Genomic DNA, 14256 nt, shown 5'->3' on the forward strand with positions numbered 1-14256 from the left:
CTCACCGCCAGCCGGAATTGATGGTGTAAATCATCCTGGTGGCATCGAAAAGACCCGGGCTCAACCGGTCTAGAAGGCTCCGATAAAGACTCCGCTGAGCTGGCACCGGAAACGCTTGGTCCGTTGGGATCTGGTTCGATGGGGCTCAATACTGCCTGGAGTTGGCGATGGGCATTAATGCGGGGTCTGCCGGCGCAAGTCGACCGTTTTGCGGAAAAATGCCGCGAACGCATCGAGGGCCGGCCCCTAGAGGAACTGTCCATAAGAGCTTCAGTTTACATCAGGGACCGGCCCGCGCTAGTTCTGTTTCTACCAGCTCTGCGGCAGGGGCCGGCCCTCTTCGTAACCTGCGGCCGACTGCACCCCGACCACCGCGTTCTCCCGGAATTCAGCCAGGCTACGTGCCCCCGCGTACGTCATCGAGCTGCGTAGCCCCGCCGTGATCAGGTCCAGAAGATCCTCAACCCCGGGCCGGGCCGGGTCCAGGTACATTTTCGAGGTGGAGATACCCTCCTCGAAGAGGCCCTTCCTGGCTCGCGCGAAAACGTCGTCGCGCTGGGTCCGGTTCTGGACCGCACGAGCGGAGGCCATGCCGAAGCTTTCCTTGTATTGCCTGCCGCTGCTGTCAGTCTGCAGGTCACCAGGGCTCTCATAGGTGCCAGCAAACCAGGAGCCAATCATCACCTGGCTGGCGCCCGCAGCGAGCGCCAGGGCAACGTCGCGTGGATACCTCACACCGCCGTCGGCCCAGACCTGCGCGCCGAGCTCGCGCGCCGCCTCGGAGCATTCATGGACCGCAGAGAACTGGGGGCGTCCCACCGCGGTCATCATTCGGGTGGTGCACATGGCGCCTGGGCCGACTCCCACCTTGACGATGTTGGCGCCGGCCTCCACCAGGTCACGCACCCCATCGGCGCTCACCACGTTTCCCGCGACGATGGGCACTGGCCGCGCGAGGCCGTTGACGACACCTCTGACAGCTCGCAAAGCGTCAATCATCTTTCGCTGGTGGCCGTGGGCGGTGTCCACCACCAACACGTCCACGCCGGCGTCGAGAAGTTCAGCAGCCTTCGCCTCGACGTCGCCGTTGATGCCCACCGCTGCTGCGACGCGGAGGGAGCCGTTCGCGTCGAGCGCCGGCCGATAGATTGTCGACCTGAGCGCACCGGTGCGGGTCAGGACGCCGAGCAATTCACCGTCACGGGAGACGGGTGCAAGATTGGTGCTCGCTGCGTCGAGTTCCTCGAAGGCGAGTTGCAGTCCCGCCGCGGTGTCGCCCTCGAACCGGGAGGACTCGAACTTGATGAAGCTGGTGCGCATCACCGACTCCAGTGAAGCAAAACGGTCGACCCCTTCACAGTCGGATGCCCGGACTATTCCTACGCAACGATTTTGCTCGTCCACGACCATCACTGCCCCGTGGGAGCGCTTGTTCATCAGGTGCAGCGCATCGATCACCGTGTGCTCCGGCTTCAGGCGCAACGGAGTCTCATAAACGGCGTCCCGGCTCTTCACCCACTGGGTAACCTCGGCGATGACCGCCGAAGGAATGTCCTGCGGCAATACCGCGAGCCCTCCTCGACGCGCCACCGTTTCCACCATCCGCCGCCCGGTGACAGCCGTCATGTTGGCCACCACCAGGGGAATGGTGGTTCCGGTCGAATCGTCGCTCGCCAGGTCAACATCAAACCGGGAGATCACTTCGGAAGCGGAGGGGACCAGAAAAACGTCCGAATAGGTGAGGTCGGTGGCTGGCTGATTGATAAAACGCATGAGGGTTACTCCTGGATCGGCATCAGCAAAAAGTCTATGTGCTGCACCAGACACTTCGAGCATTCGAGGGATTGGCTTGTTACCTCGGACTGTCATTAGACTGACTGCGGGTCTGTATACAGTTTTATCTCGCTTTAAAACACGCTGCAGGCGACTGAACCGGGCTCAGGGCAACTTACGGAAGAGGCGTATTACTAGTGCCAGAACAACCCAACCACCGTTTACCTGAAGAATTCGGCGGAAACGAGTGGCTTGTCGACGAGTTATACGAAAAGTTCCAGCAGGACCGGAACTCGGTGGACAAGAAATGGTGGACCCTGTTCGATTCCTTCGCGGCCGACGACTCAAAGTCCGAGAACGGCCGCCACACCGCCCCCCGCGCCGCGACAGCCAGCACCAGCAGTGTCGATAACAGCAGTGTCGATAACAGCACTATCGATAACAGCAGTGGCGATCTGGGCCACAACCCCGCCACCCGCGAGTTGCCCGTGGTAAACGCCGAATCCAACTCCCCCAAGGCGTCGGGCGAGTCTCCGGCCAGCTTCGAGGAATCGGCAAAGCCGCCGGTTCCCAAAGAGACCCATTCCAAGGCCGAGGTCAGAGCCGAAGACAACGCTGATCGGGCGATCGAAAAGGCAGCCCAGGAAAGAGCCGAAAAGCCCGTGTCCAGGCAGTCAGACAACGCCAAGGCCGAGAAGCCCTCGACGACGCCAATTCCTGCCCAGCTGCCCAAGTCGGACCGGACCACCGACATGGACGAGGACACCGTCAAGGTGCTGCGCGGCCCGGCCAAGGCCATTGCCACAAATATGGACGCCAGCCTGACCGTTCCCACCGCCACGAGTGTTCGTGCCATTCCGGCCAAGCTCCTGATCGACAACCGGGTGGTCATCAACAACCACCTGGCCCGGGCCCGCGGCGGCAAGGTGTCGTTCACCCACATCATCGGGTACGCCATCATCCGGGCGCTGGCCCAGTTCCCGTCCCAGAACGTGTACTACGACGTCGTCGACGGCAAGCCCGCAGCGGTGCAGCCAGCGCACGTAAACTTCGGCCTGGCCATCGACATGCCGAAGCCTGACGGGACCCGCCTGCTGGTGGTGCCCAACATCAAAAAGGCCGAGACAATGAACTTCTCGGACTTCTGGCACGCCTACGAGGAGCTGGTCAAGAAGGCCCGCGGTGGAAAGCTCGGCGCCGACGACTACGCAGGGACAACGGTTTCGCTGACCAACCCGGGCGGGATCGGTACCGTTCACTCGGTGCCGCGCCTCTCCAAGGGCCAAGCCTGCATCATCGGTGCCGGCGCCCTCGAATACCCCGCCGAGTTCCAGGGCTCCAGCGAAAAGACACTCGCTCAGCACGCGATCAGCAAAACCATCACCCTGACCTCAACCTACGACCACCGTGTTATCCAGGGTGCCGGCAGCGGCGAGTTCCTGCGGATCATTCACCAGTTGCTGCTCGGCGAGCAGAACTTCTACGACGAAATCTTCGAAGCCCTGCGGATTCCCTACGAGCCGGTGCGGTGGAGCGCCGACATCCAGGTTGATCCGATGGATGAGATCAACAAGGTTGCCCGTATCCAGCAGCTGATCCACGCGTACCGGGTGCGCGGCCATCTGATGGCCGACACCAACCCGCTGGAGTACGTGCAGCGCAAGCACGCCGACCTCGATGTACGGACCCACGGGTTGACCCTGTGGGATCTGGACCGTGAATGGCCCACCGGCGGGTTCGGTGGCAAGCCGATGCTCAAGTTCCGCACCATCCTTGGTGTGCTGCGTGACGCCTACTGCCGCACGACCGGCATCGAGTACATGCACATCCAGGATCCCGAGGAGCGTCAATGGTTCCAGGATGAGCTGGAGCACTCATACTCCAAGCCGAGCCGCGAAGAACAGATGCGGGTGCTGCACCAGCTCAACGCTGCTGAAGCGTTCGAAACCTTCCTCCAGACCAAGTTCGTCGGCCAGAAGCGTTTCTCCCTTGAGGGCGGCGAGTCGCTGATTCCGCTGCTCGATTCGATCATCTCCAACGCAGCCGACGACGGCCTCGACGAGGTAGCGATCGGTATGGCCCACCGCGGCCGGTTGAACGTGCTGACGAACATTGCCGGAAAAACCTACGGTCAGGTCTTCCGCGAATTCGAAGGCACCCAGGATCCCCGCTCGGTGCAGGGATCGGGCGATGTGAAGTACCACCTCGGCACAGAGGGCACCTTCACCTCGGACAGCGGCAATGAGACCAAGATCTATCTAGCCGCGAACCCGTCCCACCTTGAGGCAGTCGATTCCGTGCTGGAGGGGATTGTCCGGGCAAAGCAGGACCGCCTCGACCTGGGCGATGCGTTCCCGGTCCTCCCGATCCAGATCCACGGCGACGCGGCTTTCGCGGGCCAGGGTGTTGTTGCCGAGACCCTGAACCTGTCACAGCTTCGTGGCTACCGCACCGGCGGCACCATCCACATCATCGTGAACAACCAGGTTGGTTTCACCACCTCCCCCACTTCGTCACGGTCCTCGGTGTACTCCACCGACGTCGCGAAGATGGTCCAGGCCCCGATCTTCCACGTCAACGGAGACGACCCTGAGGCAGTGGTTCGGGTAGGCCAGCTTGCTTACCAGTTCCGGCAGAAGTTCAACAAGGACGTTGTGATCGACATGGTGTGCTACCGCCGTCGTGGTCACAATGAGGGCGATGATCCGTCGATGACCCAGCCCATGATGTACAACCTCATCGAAGCGAAGCGCTCGGTGCGCAAGCTGTACACCGAGGCGCTGATCGGTCGCGGCGATATCAGCCAGGACGAGGCGGAGCAGGCACTGCGGGATTACCAGGAGCGCCTGGAGCGGGTCTTCGCTGAAACGCATGCTGCCCAGACCTCCCCTATCCCGATCGTCACCAAGGACGCCGCAGCAGTATCGGACATCGAACGCCCCCTGTCGCAGCAGTCCGACACGGGGGTCGGCGTACCTGCCAGCACAGCGATCACCCCGGAAACCCTCGCCCACATCGGCAAGGTTCACACCGCAGTCCCCGAGAACTTCACCGTTCACCCGAAGCTGAAGGCGCTGCTCGACAAGCGCGAGCAAATGTCCCGCGAGGGCGGCATCGACTGGGGCTTCGGCGAACTGGCAGCGTTCGGCTCGCTCCTCATGGAAGGTGTCCCAGTCCGGCTGGCGGGCCAGGACTCACGCCGTGGAACCTTCGTGCAGCGCCACGCGGTCTTCCACGACCGGGCGACCGGCGAGGAATGGTTGCCGCTCGATGACCTCAGCGACGCCCAGGCGAAGTTCTGGATCTACGACTCGCTATTGTCGGAATATGCTGCCATGGGGTTCGAGTACGGCTACTCGGTGGAACGCCCTGATGCCCTGGTGCTCTGGGAGGCCCAGTTCGGCGACTTCGTCAACGGCGCCCAGACCATCATTGACGAGTTCATCAGTTCGGCAGAACAGAAGTGGGGTCAACGCTCCTCACTGGTGCTAATGCTGCCGCACGGTTATGAAGGGCAGGGCCCCGACCACTCGTCGGCCCGCATTGAGCGCTTCCTGCAGATGTGCGCCGAAGACAACATGGTCGTGGCCAACCCCACGTCCGCGGCATCCCACTTCCACCTGCTGCGGCGCCAGGCCTACACCCGGCCGCGGAAACCGCTGATCATCTTCACGCCAAAGCAATTGCTCCGGTTGAAGGCGGCGGCCAGCTCTGTCGAGGATTTCACCAACGGCACCTTCCTCCCGGTCATCCCGGACAAGCAGGAACCCAATGCCAAGGACGTCGACCACGTCATCCTGGTCTCCGGTCGCCTGTACTACGATCTGCTGGCATCGCGCCAGAAGACCGAAGACCAGAAGACCGCGATTATCAGGGTGGAACAGCTCGCGCCCCTCCCGGTCGAGGACATCAAGGCGGCCGTCGGCAAGTACCCCAATGCAGACCTGGTATGGGCTCAGGACGAACCGGCGAATCAGGGACCGTGGCCGTTCATCGGTCTGAACCTGCCGGAACACCTTGACCGGCCATTGCACCTGGCGTCGCGTCCAGCCTCGGCTTCGACTGCCACCGGCTCGGCCAAGCGCCACGCAGTGGAGCAGGAGATCCTGGTGAAGAAGGCATTCGAACGGCAGTAACAACCGACCCATAGGTAGTTACGTATGATGTTGGGTGGGGTGCCGTGCACCCCACCCAACAGTTTTTTTGAGCTCGGTTCGAAACCCGGATCGCAGTGGCGCAACCAAGTGATAAAACGATGAGCGGACAAAGGTAACCAACCAGTGGAACAACGCAGAATCCGGCTCGCAGCCGTAGGTGACGAACTGCTCGCAGGCCTGGGCGATCCTCGAGCCCTTGGCTGGTTTGGCCGCGTCCTCGCCCGGACAGCCCCCGACGGCGTCTCCCTGCAGGCGTTCACCCTCGCCGCCCCGCAGGAGGGCACCGAGGCACTCGCGAACCGGTGGCTGCAGGAAACCGGACGCCGTTTCGATGATGGATTCGAGAACAGGCTCGTCATTGGCCTCTCCGATCGGGACCTCGATCTGGATCTGTCAACGGCGCGCAGCCGGCTCAACCTCGCCAACATCCTCGACGGTGCCGCGCAGATGAGCGTCAAGGTACTGGTGGTGGGGCCTCCCCCCGGTCTGGATGCCGAGCGTAACCGGAGACTGGCTGACCTTTCGGCGGCCTTCGCCGATGTCACCACGCGTCGGAAACATGTCTACGTGGACACGTTCACTCCCCTGCAAGCCCATGAGCAGTGGCGGAGCGATCTCGCGGCGAATGGCGGCGGGCCGGGTCAGGCTGGCTACGGTCTGATGGCCTGGCTGGTTCTCCATCGTGGCTGGTTTCTGTGGCTCGACGTGCCCGCACCGGAGTAGTACCGGCCTGTTCCTGGTAATGCCAGAAGGCCCCAGAATACAAACGCTGGGGCTTCTGACCTCACTTTAATGCGGTTAGATGCCTAGTCGCGGGCAGGGTCGGCATCCGTATCGATCTGTTCCTTGCGGACTTCTTCGGTAACGGTTTTCTCGTCGGTGACCGTTTCCTTGCCGAGACGAACACGTTCGACTGCAACGGTGTCCTTCTCCACAACAGGCGTCTCAGCATGAAGGATCACTTCGTGTTCCTCTTCACTGATGTCCGGTCCGGAGGTGGCATCCCCGCGGTTGGCATCCGTGATGGGCTCGCGCTCGATGGTGACTTCCTCGCGGGTGACCGGAACTGTTTTGGTCACCATTTCGGTCACCACGTGCTTGCGCAGGCGCGCACGCCCTACCTCCCGGCTTTCGGTCCCGATGTTGAGACGCTCCTCCGAGCGGGTCATCGCGTCATCCGTGGTGGGCCCCGAGGTGTCATGGCCCACGTTGCCGGTCTCATTCACGCGACCGGTTCCAGCGCGGGTCTCAGACTCGGGTCCGTCAAGGAAATCACTGTTGCGACTGCTCGGTACGGTACCCGCCTGATCGACGTTTCCGGTACTGGCGGAACCGCTCAGCCCGTAATGCTGGTAGAGCCGGCTCTCCTCCTCGGCTGACAGGTCAGCATCCGGATCCACCCGTGGCGCATCCTTGATCTGGTCTTTGGAATACCCAACCCGAACATCATCACCGTCGACCTCGGCGCCCTCAAGAGGCGCGAAGGACTCGGAGGTACCAAACATGCCTGTCTTCACCGTCACCCAGCTGGGATTGCCGCTCTGGTCATCCAGGTAGATCTGCCCCACAGATCCCACCTTGGCCCCGTCGTTGTCAATGACATTTCCGCCGCTGTTCAGAATGCGGTCAATATGATCAGTTGTAAGCACTTTCTTACTCCTTGTCAGTTATAACCCTGGGTGAAATGAACTCACCGTGCCTTGTTTAAAGGCGTTTCAGGACCCTGAGGTGAAGGAGACTAAGGTTGCCGCCCGCCAATGCGGAGGGCCGTTCGCTCCACTGGACGCCGGGGAGCCAAGGCCACCTCACGATGGTTCCGAAACTCGCCGCCCGGGTCTGAAGCAACAAGAGAAACGTAACCCTAAGCAGGCTTACTGTCAATGAGGTGCGGGCTATTCATTGGCAATCATCCGATCACTCACCGGGTCGGGATCGCCGTTGAAATATCGCTCCAGTACCTGTGCGAATACCTGGCGATCCGGGTCTGCCCTAAGAAACAGCGTCAGCGACGACCGCAGTTTCTGCGCATCCAGCGGACCGAAGATCAGGTCCGCATCGGAACCGGTCAGGGACAAAAGAAGTTCTGCGGCGGCCATCAGGCGTGGGCCTAAAACGGGGTGCGCGAGAAACTCCTGTGCCTCGGCGAGCGACGAGACCGCGAACCGTTGTGCTGTGGCGCTCTTCCCAAGACCGGCGAGTTGGGGGAAGACGAACCACATCCAGTGGGTCTCCTTTTTTCCGGCGGCCAGCTCGGCCATGGCACGCTCGTAGGTACCGCCGCCGTTCTGCGCCGAGACGAAACGCTGCAAATCACTGGCTGCCACGTCTTGCCGTCCTTTTCGCAAACTCACCGCTGCCGAAATTTGTCACCATAGAGGTATCCCTCTGCGTCGGACACGGTATGTCGCAGCTACCGTCACCGACGCTGGAAGATACGAAAGCACCTAGTGAGTGAAGACGATCTTCCCGAATACCTCGCCCTCAAGCATTTTCCTGAAGCCCTTCTCTGCCTGCTCAAGGGGAAACACCTCGTCGATTTCAGGGCGCACCCCCGTGGCAACCAGGAAGCGGGTGAGCCTGATCAGTTCTTCACGGGTCCCCATGGTGGACCCCAGGACCTTCAGCTGGAGAAAGAACACCCGGTTGAGGTCGGCCCCTGGCGCGGCGCCGCTCGTGGCACCACACGTTACCACCGCACCGCCGGGCTTCAACGATTTCAGTGAGTGGGACCAGGTGGCCTCGCCGACTGAATCGAAGACAACGTCAACTCGCTCAGGCAGGCGCGCGCCGTCGTCGAACACTGCGGCAGCGCCCAGTTCCAGCGCGCGCTGCTGCTTGGCCTTACTCCGGCTGGTCACCCAGACCCGGAAGCCTGCCGCGCTGGCCAACGAGATGAGAGAGGTGGAAACCCCTCCCCCCGCCCCCTGCACCAGGATGGTGGACCCGGGCGCGGCGGGTGAGACGGTGAACAGCATCCGATAGGCGGTCAGCCACGAGGTGGGCAGGCAGGCGGCCTCCTCAAAGCTCAGCTCGGGAGGCTTGGGAATCAGGTTGCGTTCCGGGACCCAAACGACGTCGGCCATCGCGCCGGGCAGCTTCTCGGAGAGAAGCGAACGCCGCGGGTCAAGGGTCTCATCCCCCTCCCAGCCGGGTGAGGAAATCACCCCGTGAACCAGCACCTCGTTGCCGTCGTCGTCAACTCCCGCCGCATCACACCCGAGGACCATCGGAAGTTTGTCGGCGCCCAGGCCCACACCGCGGAGCGACCACAGGTCGTGGTGGTTCAACGCAGAGGCCCTGACCGTGACCCGGCGGTACCCTTCGGGCGGATCGCTGGCTGTCAGCTCGCCAATCACCAGACCATCCAATGGGTCCTCGGTGGAAAATGAGTCAACGTATACGGCGCGGGTCACGTGGTGCTCCTTCGGTTCGACTGTCCTACCATCCTAGGACCGCTGGACCCTGCCAACGACGATCCCCCGGTTGACGGCTGAGACGACGAAGTGTGGGAGACTGGATGGTAGTCCAAATACTTTAGAAGCAAGGAGGCAGCCATGAGCAAGCGAGCACGCAAGAAGCGCGACCGCAAGAAGGGCGGCGCTAACCACGGTAAGCGCCCCAACGCCTGAGCAGTCGGGCTAATAGCAAAAAGGAGCCCCCGCGCCGATTATCGGCAGCGGGGGCTCCTTTTTGCTGGGCTCAGTTTGCCGGGCCTAGTGCTCGGCTGTCTTGATCTGGCTGATCCGGTCCAGGATGCTTGTCTTCAGGGTAGTGGGAGCTACCTCGGTGCAGGATCGCTTGACCACCGAGCGAATGACGCACTCGAGGTCGTGCTCCTCGGCACACTCGGGGCAATCCTCGAGATGGTTCTTGATCTCCACCAGGTCGTCGTGGGACAACGCCCCGTCCAGATAGTCGTACAGGCGCTCGATTCGGGAATCGGCGCAGTCGCCAAGGCTCTGACAGTCGCTCATTTGCCACCCTCCTGTGTCTTCGCCGTGCCGCTACCCGCTACAGCCTTCGCGGCGCCAAGGCCCCGATCGTGAGCATATTCGGCGAGCAGTTCACGCAACAGCTTGCGCCCCCGGTGCAGCCGCGACATTACGGTGCCGATAGGGGTGTTCATGATCTCGGAAATTTCTTTGTAGGCGTACCCCTCCACATCGGAGAAGTAGACGGCCAGCCGGAATTCCTCCGGAATGGCCTGCAGCGCCTGCTTCACGTCTGAATCAGGAAGATGATCCAGCGCCTCTACCTCGGCCGACCGTAGGCCAGCGGGGGTGTGTTCCGCCGCTTTGGCGAGCTGCCAATCCTCGATCGTGTCCGAATGAGACTGCAACGGCTCGCGCTGCCGCTTGCGGTACAGGTTGATATAGGTGTTCGTGAGAATGCGGTATAGCCAGGCCTTCAGATTGGTGCCCGGTTTGTACTGATGGAACGCCGAGAAAGCTTTGGTGTAGGCCTCCTGCACCAGGTCTTCAGCATCGGCCGGGTTCCGTGCCATCCTCATGGCAGCCGAATAGAGCTGATCCACATACTGCATGGCGTCCCGTTCGAAGCGGATCTTCCGATCTGCATCCGATTCCGTTGACACATCCAGTTGATCGTCTTCGGCTGGGGCACTACCCGCCGCGGCTGTTGTATTCATTGAGGAAAAGTCTACGCGCCCACGCCCTGAGGGACGCACTGGCGCTACCGTCAGCTGGAAATCGGGCGTCTCACTGACTGTTGCGGCGATCGCCGTCATCATCCGCCTCTCATTAGTTCGGTTGGTTGTCTACTGCTCATAACCGACGGCGCTGGTTGGTTATTCCACTGCTGCACGTCAACCGGCCCCAACCGAACACCCCGGGATGGGCTCGCCAGAGATACCCGTGTCGCCTTACCAATTTAAAAGTGCAAAACTAGGACTCAAGTGCCCGATCAGTCAATAGCCAGGAGGCAATCATGACCCTTGTTCGCGTAGTAGCCCGCCCAATGCTTGCAAGTTCGTTCGTGGTGGCCGGGATCGACCGGCTGCGCAACGCCGAAGCCGCCGGCGCACAGCTTCGCCCCACCCTCGACCGGCTCAACAAAGCGGTACCCTCGGCGGCATCGGTCACCGCCAACGAGAAAGTCGTTGCCCAGGCCCTCGGCGCCGCTCAGGTAGGCGCCGCAGCTCTGCTCGGCATCGGACGTTTCTCGCGGGTCGCCGCGCTGGTGCTGGTTGGCACGGCGGGGCTCAACACCCTAGTCGATTTCAAGTCCGCGGATTCCTCGACGGCCGAGGCACGCAAGAACCGGCGCAACCAGCTCCTGAAGAACGTCTCGCTGATCGGTGCAGTTCTGCTGGCATCGGTGGACACCAATGGCCGCCCGGGCCTCGCGTGGCGTGCCGAGCACTTCGCGTCCGACGCGAAGCGCAACGCCAAGGCTCTTGGGAACGACACCCGCAAGAACGCCAAAACCATTGCCAAAGACACTGAGAAGCAGCTGAAGAAGGCCAACAAGTCGGTCCGCAAGACCGCGTCCGAACTGGTGGGTTAGCAGGTCAATGACCCCCGTGGAACTGTCGCATTGGCCAGCACCCTACGCAACCTCGTCCGTCAATGCGACAGTTCAGGTGCCCGGCTCCAAGTCGCTCACCAACCGTTTCCTGATCCTCGCGGCCCTCGCTGACGGGCAGTCGAGGTTACGGGCCCCACTGATCTCCCGGGATTCCATCCTGATGGTGGAAGCTCTTCGGGCCCTTGGTGCCGAGGTGACCGAAATTGCCGGCGACGGCGCATTCGGTCCCGACCTGCTGGTGACGCCCATAGACCTCTCAGTAGGCGGTGACGCCGCCATCGACTGCGGCCTTGCCGGCACCGTGATGAGGTTTGTGCCCCCGCTCGCAGCCCTGCGGCAGGGAACTACTTCCTTCGACGGTGATCCTCACGCCCGCCAACGCCCCATGGGTGCCGTCATCTCCGCACTCCGCGGGCTCGGGGTGGACGTGGATGACGACGACGACGGGCTGTTGCCATTCACCCTCACCGGTACGGGCTCCGTCCCCGGCGGCAGACTAGTCGTCGACGCCAGTGCCTCCTCCCAGTTCGTCTCGGCGCTCCTCCTGGTCGGCGCACGCTTCACCGATGGGCTCCAGCTGGAACACGTCGGCCCACCCGTGCCCAGCCTCGACCACATCGCCATGACCGTCGACGTCCTACGGGGGGTCGGCGTCGATGTCGACGATTCAGTACCCAACCAGTGGCGAGTATCCTCCGGGCGGATCAGCGCCTTTGACTTACGGATTGAACAGGACCTCTCCAACGCAGGACCATTCCTCGCGGCAGCCCTGGTCACAGCCGGCACCGTACACATCCCGAACTGGCCCGCCGGCACTTCACAGGTTGGCGACCAGTGGCGACAGATCCTCACGCAGCTCGGAGCCGACGTCACCCTCGCCCAGGGAACATTGACCGTCACCGGCGGCTCGACCATCCGCGGCGCCAACCTCGCAGACACCAGCGAACTTGCGCCGACCGTGGCGGCGCTGTGCGCCCTGGCTGATACCCCCTCAGTCCTCACCGGAATCGCCCACCTGCGCGGCCACGAGACGGACCGGCTGAAAGCCCTCGCCACCGAGATCAACCGGCTTGGCGGTGACGTCACGGAAACCGCTGATGGGCTGTCCATCAAGCCAGCCCCCCTGCACGGCGGCGTGTTCAGGACCTACGAGGATCATCGGATGGCGACGGCCGGCGCCATCATCGGCCTGGCCGTCCCGGGGGTGGAGGTCGAGAATATCGGCACCACCGCCAAAACCATGCCCCAGTTCCCCCAGCTCTGGGCTGACCTCGCTGCTACCGGAAACCCAGCTGACGCCGGGTCCGGTCTCTGACGTGGCAACCGGAGGAAACCGCGGCGGGGCTCGGTCCTGGGACGAATCCGATATCAGGGTGCGGCCCAACAAGAAGGGCACCCGGCCCCGCACCAAGGACCGGCCAGCCTATGACGATGCCGTCACCGGGCGGATCGTCACAGTGGACCGCGGACGGTACACCGCCGTCGTCGATGAGGACGGTGACGGTGAGCGGGTAGTCATCGCGGCCCGGGCCCGCGAACTCCGTCGAACTCCGGTGGTTGCCGGTGACCTGGTCGCCCTGGTGGGCGACCTTTCCGGCGGCCCGGACGCACTGGCACGGCTGGTCCGTGTTCAGGAGCGCCGGACTTTGCTGCGCCGGAGCGCCGACGACACCGATCCGGTGGAGCGCGCCGTCGTCGCCAATGCGGACCAGCTGGTGATCGTGGTGGCCGCGGCGAACCCTGAACCTCGCACCGGTTTCATCGACCGCGCTCTGGTGGCAGCCTACGACGCCGGCATCCAGCCCATCCTCTGCGTCACCAAGGCAGACCTGAAAGACCCCACCGAGTTGCTCGACAACTACCGACACCTCGATCTTCCGGTCATCATCAGCCGAACAGCCACCGCCGATGAAGGAGTGGAGAGCACCTCGGACGACGGCCTGTCCGCCCGGCTCCTCGGTGACGCCGTCAACCAGTTGCGGTCCCATCTCGATGGGAAAGTCAGCGTGCTGCTGGGACACTCGGGCGTGGGTAAATCCACTATGGTCAACGCGCTCACCGGATCCAACCGGGCAACCGGCGGAGTGAACGCGGTGACAGGCAGGGGAAGGCACACGTCGTCGTCGGCGGTTGCCTTGAAAGCCGGAGATTCCCTGCCGGGGACCTGGATTATCGACACCCCGGGTATCCGCTCGTTCGGTCTGGCCCATGTTGACCCGGATCGAATTCTTCAGGCCTTCCCCGACCTTGAACCAGGTACAGCTGAATGCGCCAGAGGATGCCGCCATGACCGGCTAGCGGTGAAGTGCGGCCTGGACCCGTGGGTGAGCGAGGGGCGGGCAGGCGTTTCGGGCCCAGTCCGGCTGGCCTCCCTACGGCGGCTGCTCGGCTCCAGCGTCCCCGAGCCCAAGGGAAATACGCAAGAAGCTAAAGAGCTCGGCGAACAGTAGACCTGATAGGCTTAAAGCAGTTGTGGTGTTAAGCACTAATTTTCGCCTCAACGAGAACCCCGAAGCACGGGGGGATTCTCACACACAAGGAATATGAAAAAAATGGCAACAGGTACAGTCAAATGGTTCAACGCTGAAAAGGGCTTTGGATTCATTGCTCCTGATGACGGCGGCGCGGATGTATTCGCCCACTTCTCAGCAATCAACTCCAGCGGATTCCGCGCCCTCGAAGAGAACCAGAAGGTCAACTTCGAGACCACGCAGGGCCCCAAGGGACCGCAGGCCGAGAACATCACCGTTATCTAATAACCCAGATACGTAGCCCGTCC

At 62.5% G+C, this 14256-nt stretch carries 13 protein-coding genes; 7 read left to right on the top strand and 6 right to left on the bottom strand.

Annotation, left to right across the window (positions count from 1 at the left end):
• Positions 1-309 precede the first annotated feature (309 nt).
• On the bottom strand, positions 310-1773 hold the full coding sequence (guaB1, locus tag ACX80Z_RS01005) for a GMP reductase (RefSeq protein ID WP_019483111.1): 1464 nt from the start codon (positions 1771-1773) through the stop codon (positions 310-312).
• Between the two features lie 197 nt (positions 1774-1970).
• Between guaB1 and ACX80Z_RS01010 the strand changes: the two genes are divergently transcribed.
• Both ACX80Z_RS01010 and ACX80Z_RS01015 read left to right on the top strand, forming a co-directional pair.
• The gene (locus ACX80Z_RS01010) at positions 1971-5909 is read left to right on the top strand and encodes a multifunctional oxoglutarate decarboxylase/oxoglutarate dehydrogenase thiamine pyrophosphate-binding subunit/dihydrolipoyllysine-residue succinyltransferase subunit (protein ID WP_459314635.1); all 3939 of its coding nucleotides are present in this window, start codon (positions 1971-1973) and stop codon (positions 5907-5909) included.
• Between the two features lie 144 nt (positions 5910-6053).
• Entirely contained in the window at positions 6054-6653 is a 600-nt protein-coding gene (locus tag ACX80Z_RS01015) for a GDSL-type esterase/lipase family protein (RefSeq protein WP_459314636.1), read from the top strand.
• 83 nt (positions 6654-6736) lie between these two features.
• Here the strand turns inward: ACX80Z_RS01015 and ACX80Z_RS01020 are convergent, their stop codons facing one another.
• From ACX80Z_RS01020 to ACX80Z_RS01030, 3 genes are all read right to left on the bottom strand, one after another.
• Entirely contained in the window at positions 6737-7579 is an 843-nt protein-coding gene (locus ACX80Z_RS01020) for a DUF2382 domain-containing protein (protein ID WP_459314637.1), read from the bottom strand.
• A gap of 243 nt (positions 7580-7822) precedes the next feature.
• Positions 7823-8254, bottom strand: coding sequence for a DUF1810 domain-containing protein (locus tag ACX80Z_RS01025; RefSeq protein ID WP_019483106.1), 432 nt, complete (start codon positions 8252-8254; stop codon positions 7823-7825).
• Between the two features lie 120 nt (positions 8255-8374).
• Complete coding sequence (locus ACX80Z_RS01030) at positions 8375-9343, bottom strand: zinc-binding dehydrogenase (protein WP_019483105.1); 969 nt, start codon at positions 9341-9343, stop codon at positions 8375-8377.
• A 141-nt stretch (positions 9344-9484) separates the two neighbouring features.
• Here ACX80Z_RS01030 and ACX80Z_RS01035 point away from each other — a divergent pair, with 141 nt between their 5' ends.
• Positions 9485-9559 carry a 50S ribosomal protein bL37 gene (locus tag ACX80Z_RS01035; protein WP_116778527.1) on the top strand — a complete coding sequence of 25 codons (75 nt, stop codon included), beginning with the start codon at positions 9485-9487 and terminating at the stop codon, positions 9557-9559.
• A gap of 84 nt (positions 9560-9643) precedes the next feature.
• Here the strand turns inward: ACX80Z_RS01035 and rsrA are convergent, their stop codons facing one another.
• The gene (rsrA, locus tag ACX80Z_RS01040; protein ID WP_019483104.1) at positions 9644-9904 is read right to left on the bottom strand and encodes a mycothiol system anti-sigma-R factor; all 261 of its coding nucleotides are present in this window, start codon (positions 9902-9904) and stop codon (positions 9644-9646) included.
• Positions 9901-10680 carry a sigma-70 family RNA polymerase sigma factor gene (locus ACX80Z_RS01045; protein ID WP_459304514.1) on the bottom strand — a complete coding sequence of 260 codons (780 nt, stop codon included), beginning with the start codon at positions 10678-10680 and terminating at the stop codon, positions 9901-9903. Before ACX80Z_RS01045 ends, rsrA begins: the two co-directional genes overlap by 4 nt.
• A 197-nt stretch (positions 10681-10877) precedes the next feature.
• On the opposite strand from ACX80Z_RS01045, the gene ACX80Z_RS01050 reads away from it, so the two are divergent.
• The 4 genes from ACX80Z_RS01050 to ACX80Z_RS01065 all read left to right on the top strand — a co-directional run bounded on the left by ACX80Z_RS01050 (position 10878) and on the right by ACX80Z_RS01065 (position 14233).
• Positions 10878-11456 (top strand): DoxX family protein, encoded by a 579-nt coding sequence (locus ACX80Z_RS01050; protein ID WP_019483102.1) that lies wholly within the window; start codon positions 10878-10880, stop codon positions 11454-11456.
• Positions 11457-11463: 7 nt separating this feature from the next.
• Positions 11464-12792, top strand: a complete 1329-nt coding sequence (gene aroA, locus ACX80Z_RS01055) for a 3-phosphoshikimate 1-carboxyvinyltransferase (RefSeq protein WP_459314638.1) — start codon at positions 11464-11466, stop codon at positions 12790-12792.
• A gap of 1 nt (position 12793) precedes the next feature.
• A complete protein-coding gene (rsgA, locus tag ACX80Z_RS01060; RefSeq protein WP_116778492.1) occupies positions 12794-13927 on the top strand; it encodes a ribosome small subunit-dependent GTPase A in 1134 nt (377 codons plus the stop codon).
• Between the two features lie 102 nt (positions 13928-14029).
• A complete protein-coding gene (locus ACX80Z_RS01065; RefSeq protein WP_019483099.1) occupies positions 14030-14233 on the top strand; it encodes a cold-shock protein in 204 nt (67 codons plus the stop codon).
• Positions 14234-14256 lie beyond the last annotated feature (23 nt).

Source organism: Arthrobacter sp. TMT4-20 (assembly GCF_054510775.1).

What these genes read in the sequence shown, in the direction of transcription:
- guaB1 (WP_019483111.1), bottom strand. Translation starts at nt 1,773, where the DNA reads ATGCGTTTTATCAATCAGCCAGCCACCGACCTCACCTATTCGGACGTT.
- rsrA (WP_019483104.1), bottom strand. Translation starts at nt 9,904, where the DNA reads ATGAGCGACTGTCAGAGCCTTGGCGACTGCGCCGATTCCCGAATCGAG.
- ACX80Z_RS01045 (WP_459304514.1), bottom strand. Translation starts at nt 10,680, where the DNA reads ATGATGACGGCGATCGCCGCAACAGTCAGTGAGACGCCCGATTTCCAG.
- ACX80Z_RS01050 (WP_019483102.1), top strand. Translation starts at nt 10,878, where the DNA reads ATGACCCTTGTTCGCGTAGTAGCCCGCCCAATGCTTGCAAGTTCGTTC.
- aroA (WP_459314638.1), top strand. Translation starts at nt 11,464, where the DNA reads ATGACCCCCGTGGAACTGTCGCATTGGCCAGCACCCTACGCAACCTCG.
- ACX80Z_RS01065 (WP_019483099.1), top strand. Translation starts at nt 14,030, where the DNA reads ATGGCAACAGGTACAGTCAAATGGTTCAACGCTGAAAAGGGCTTTGGA.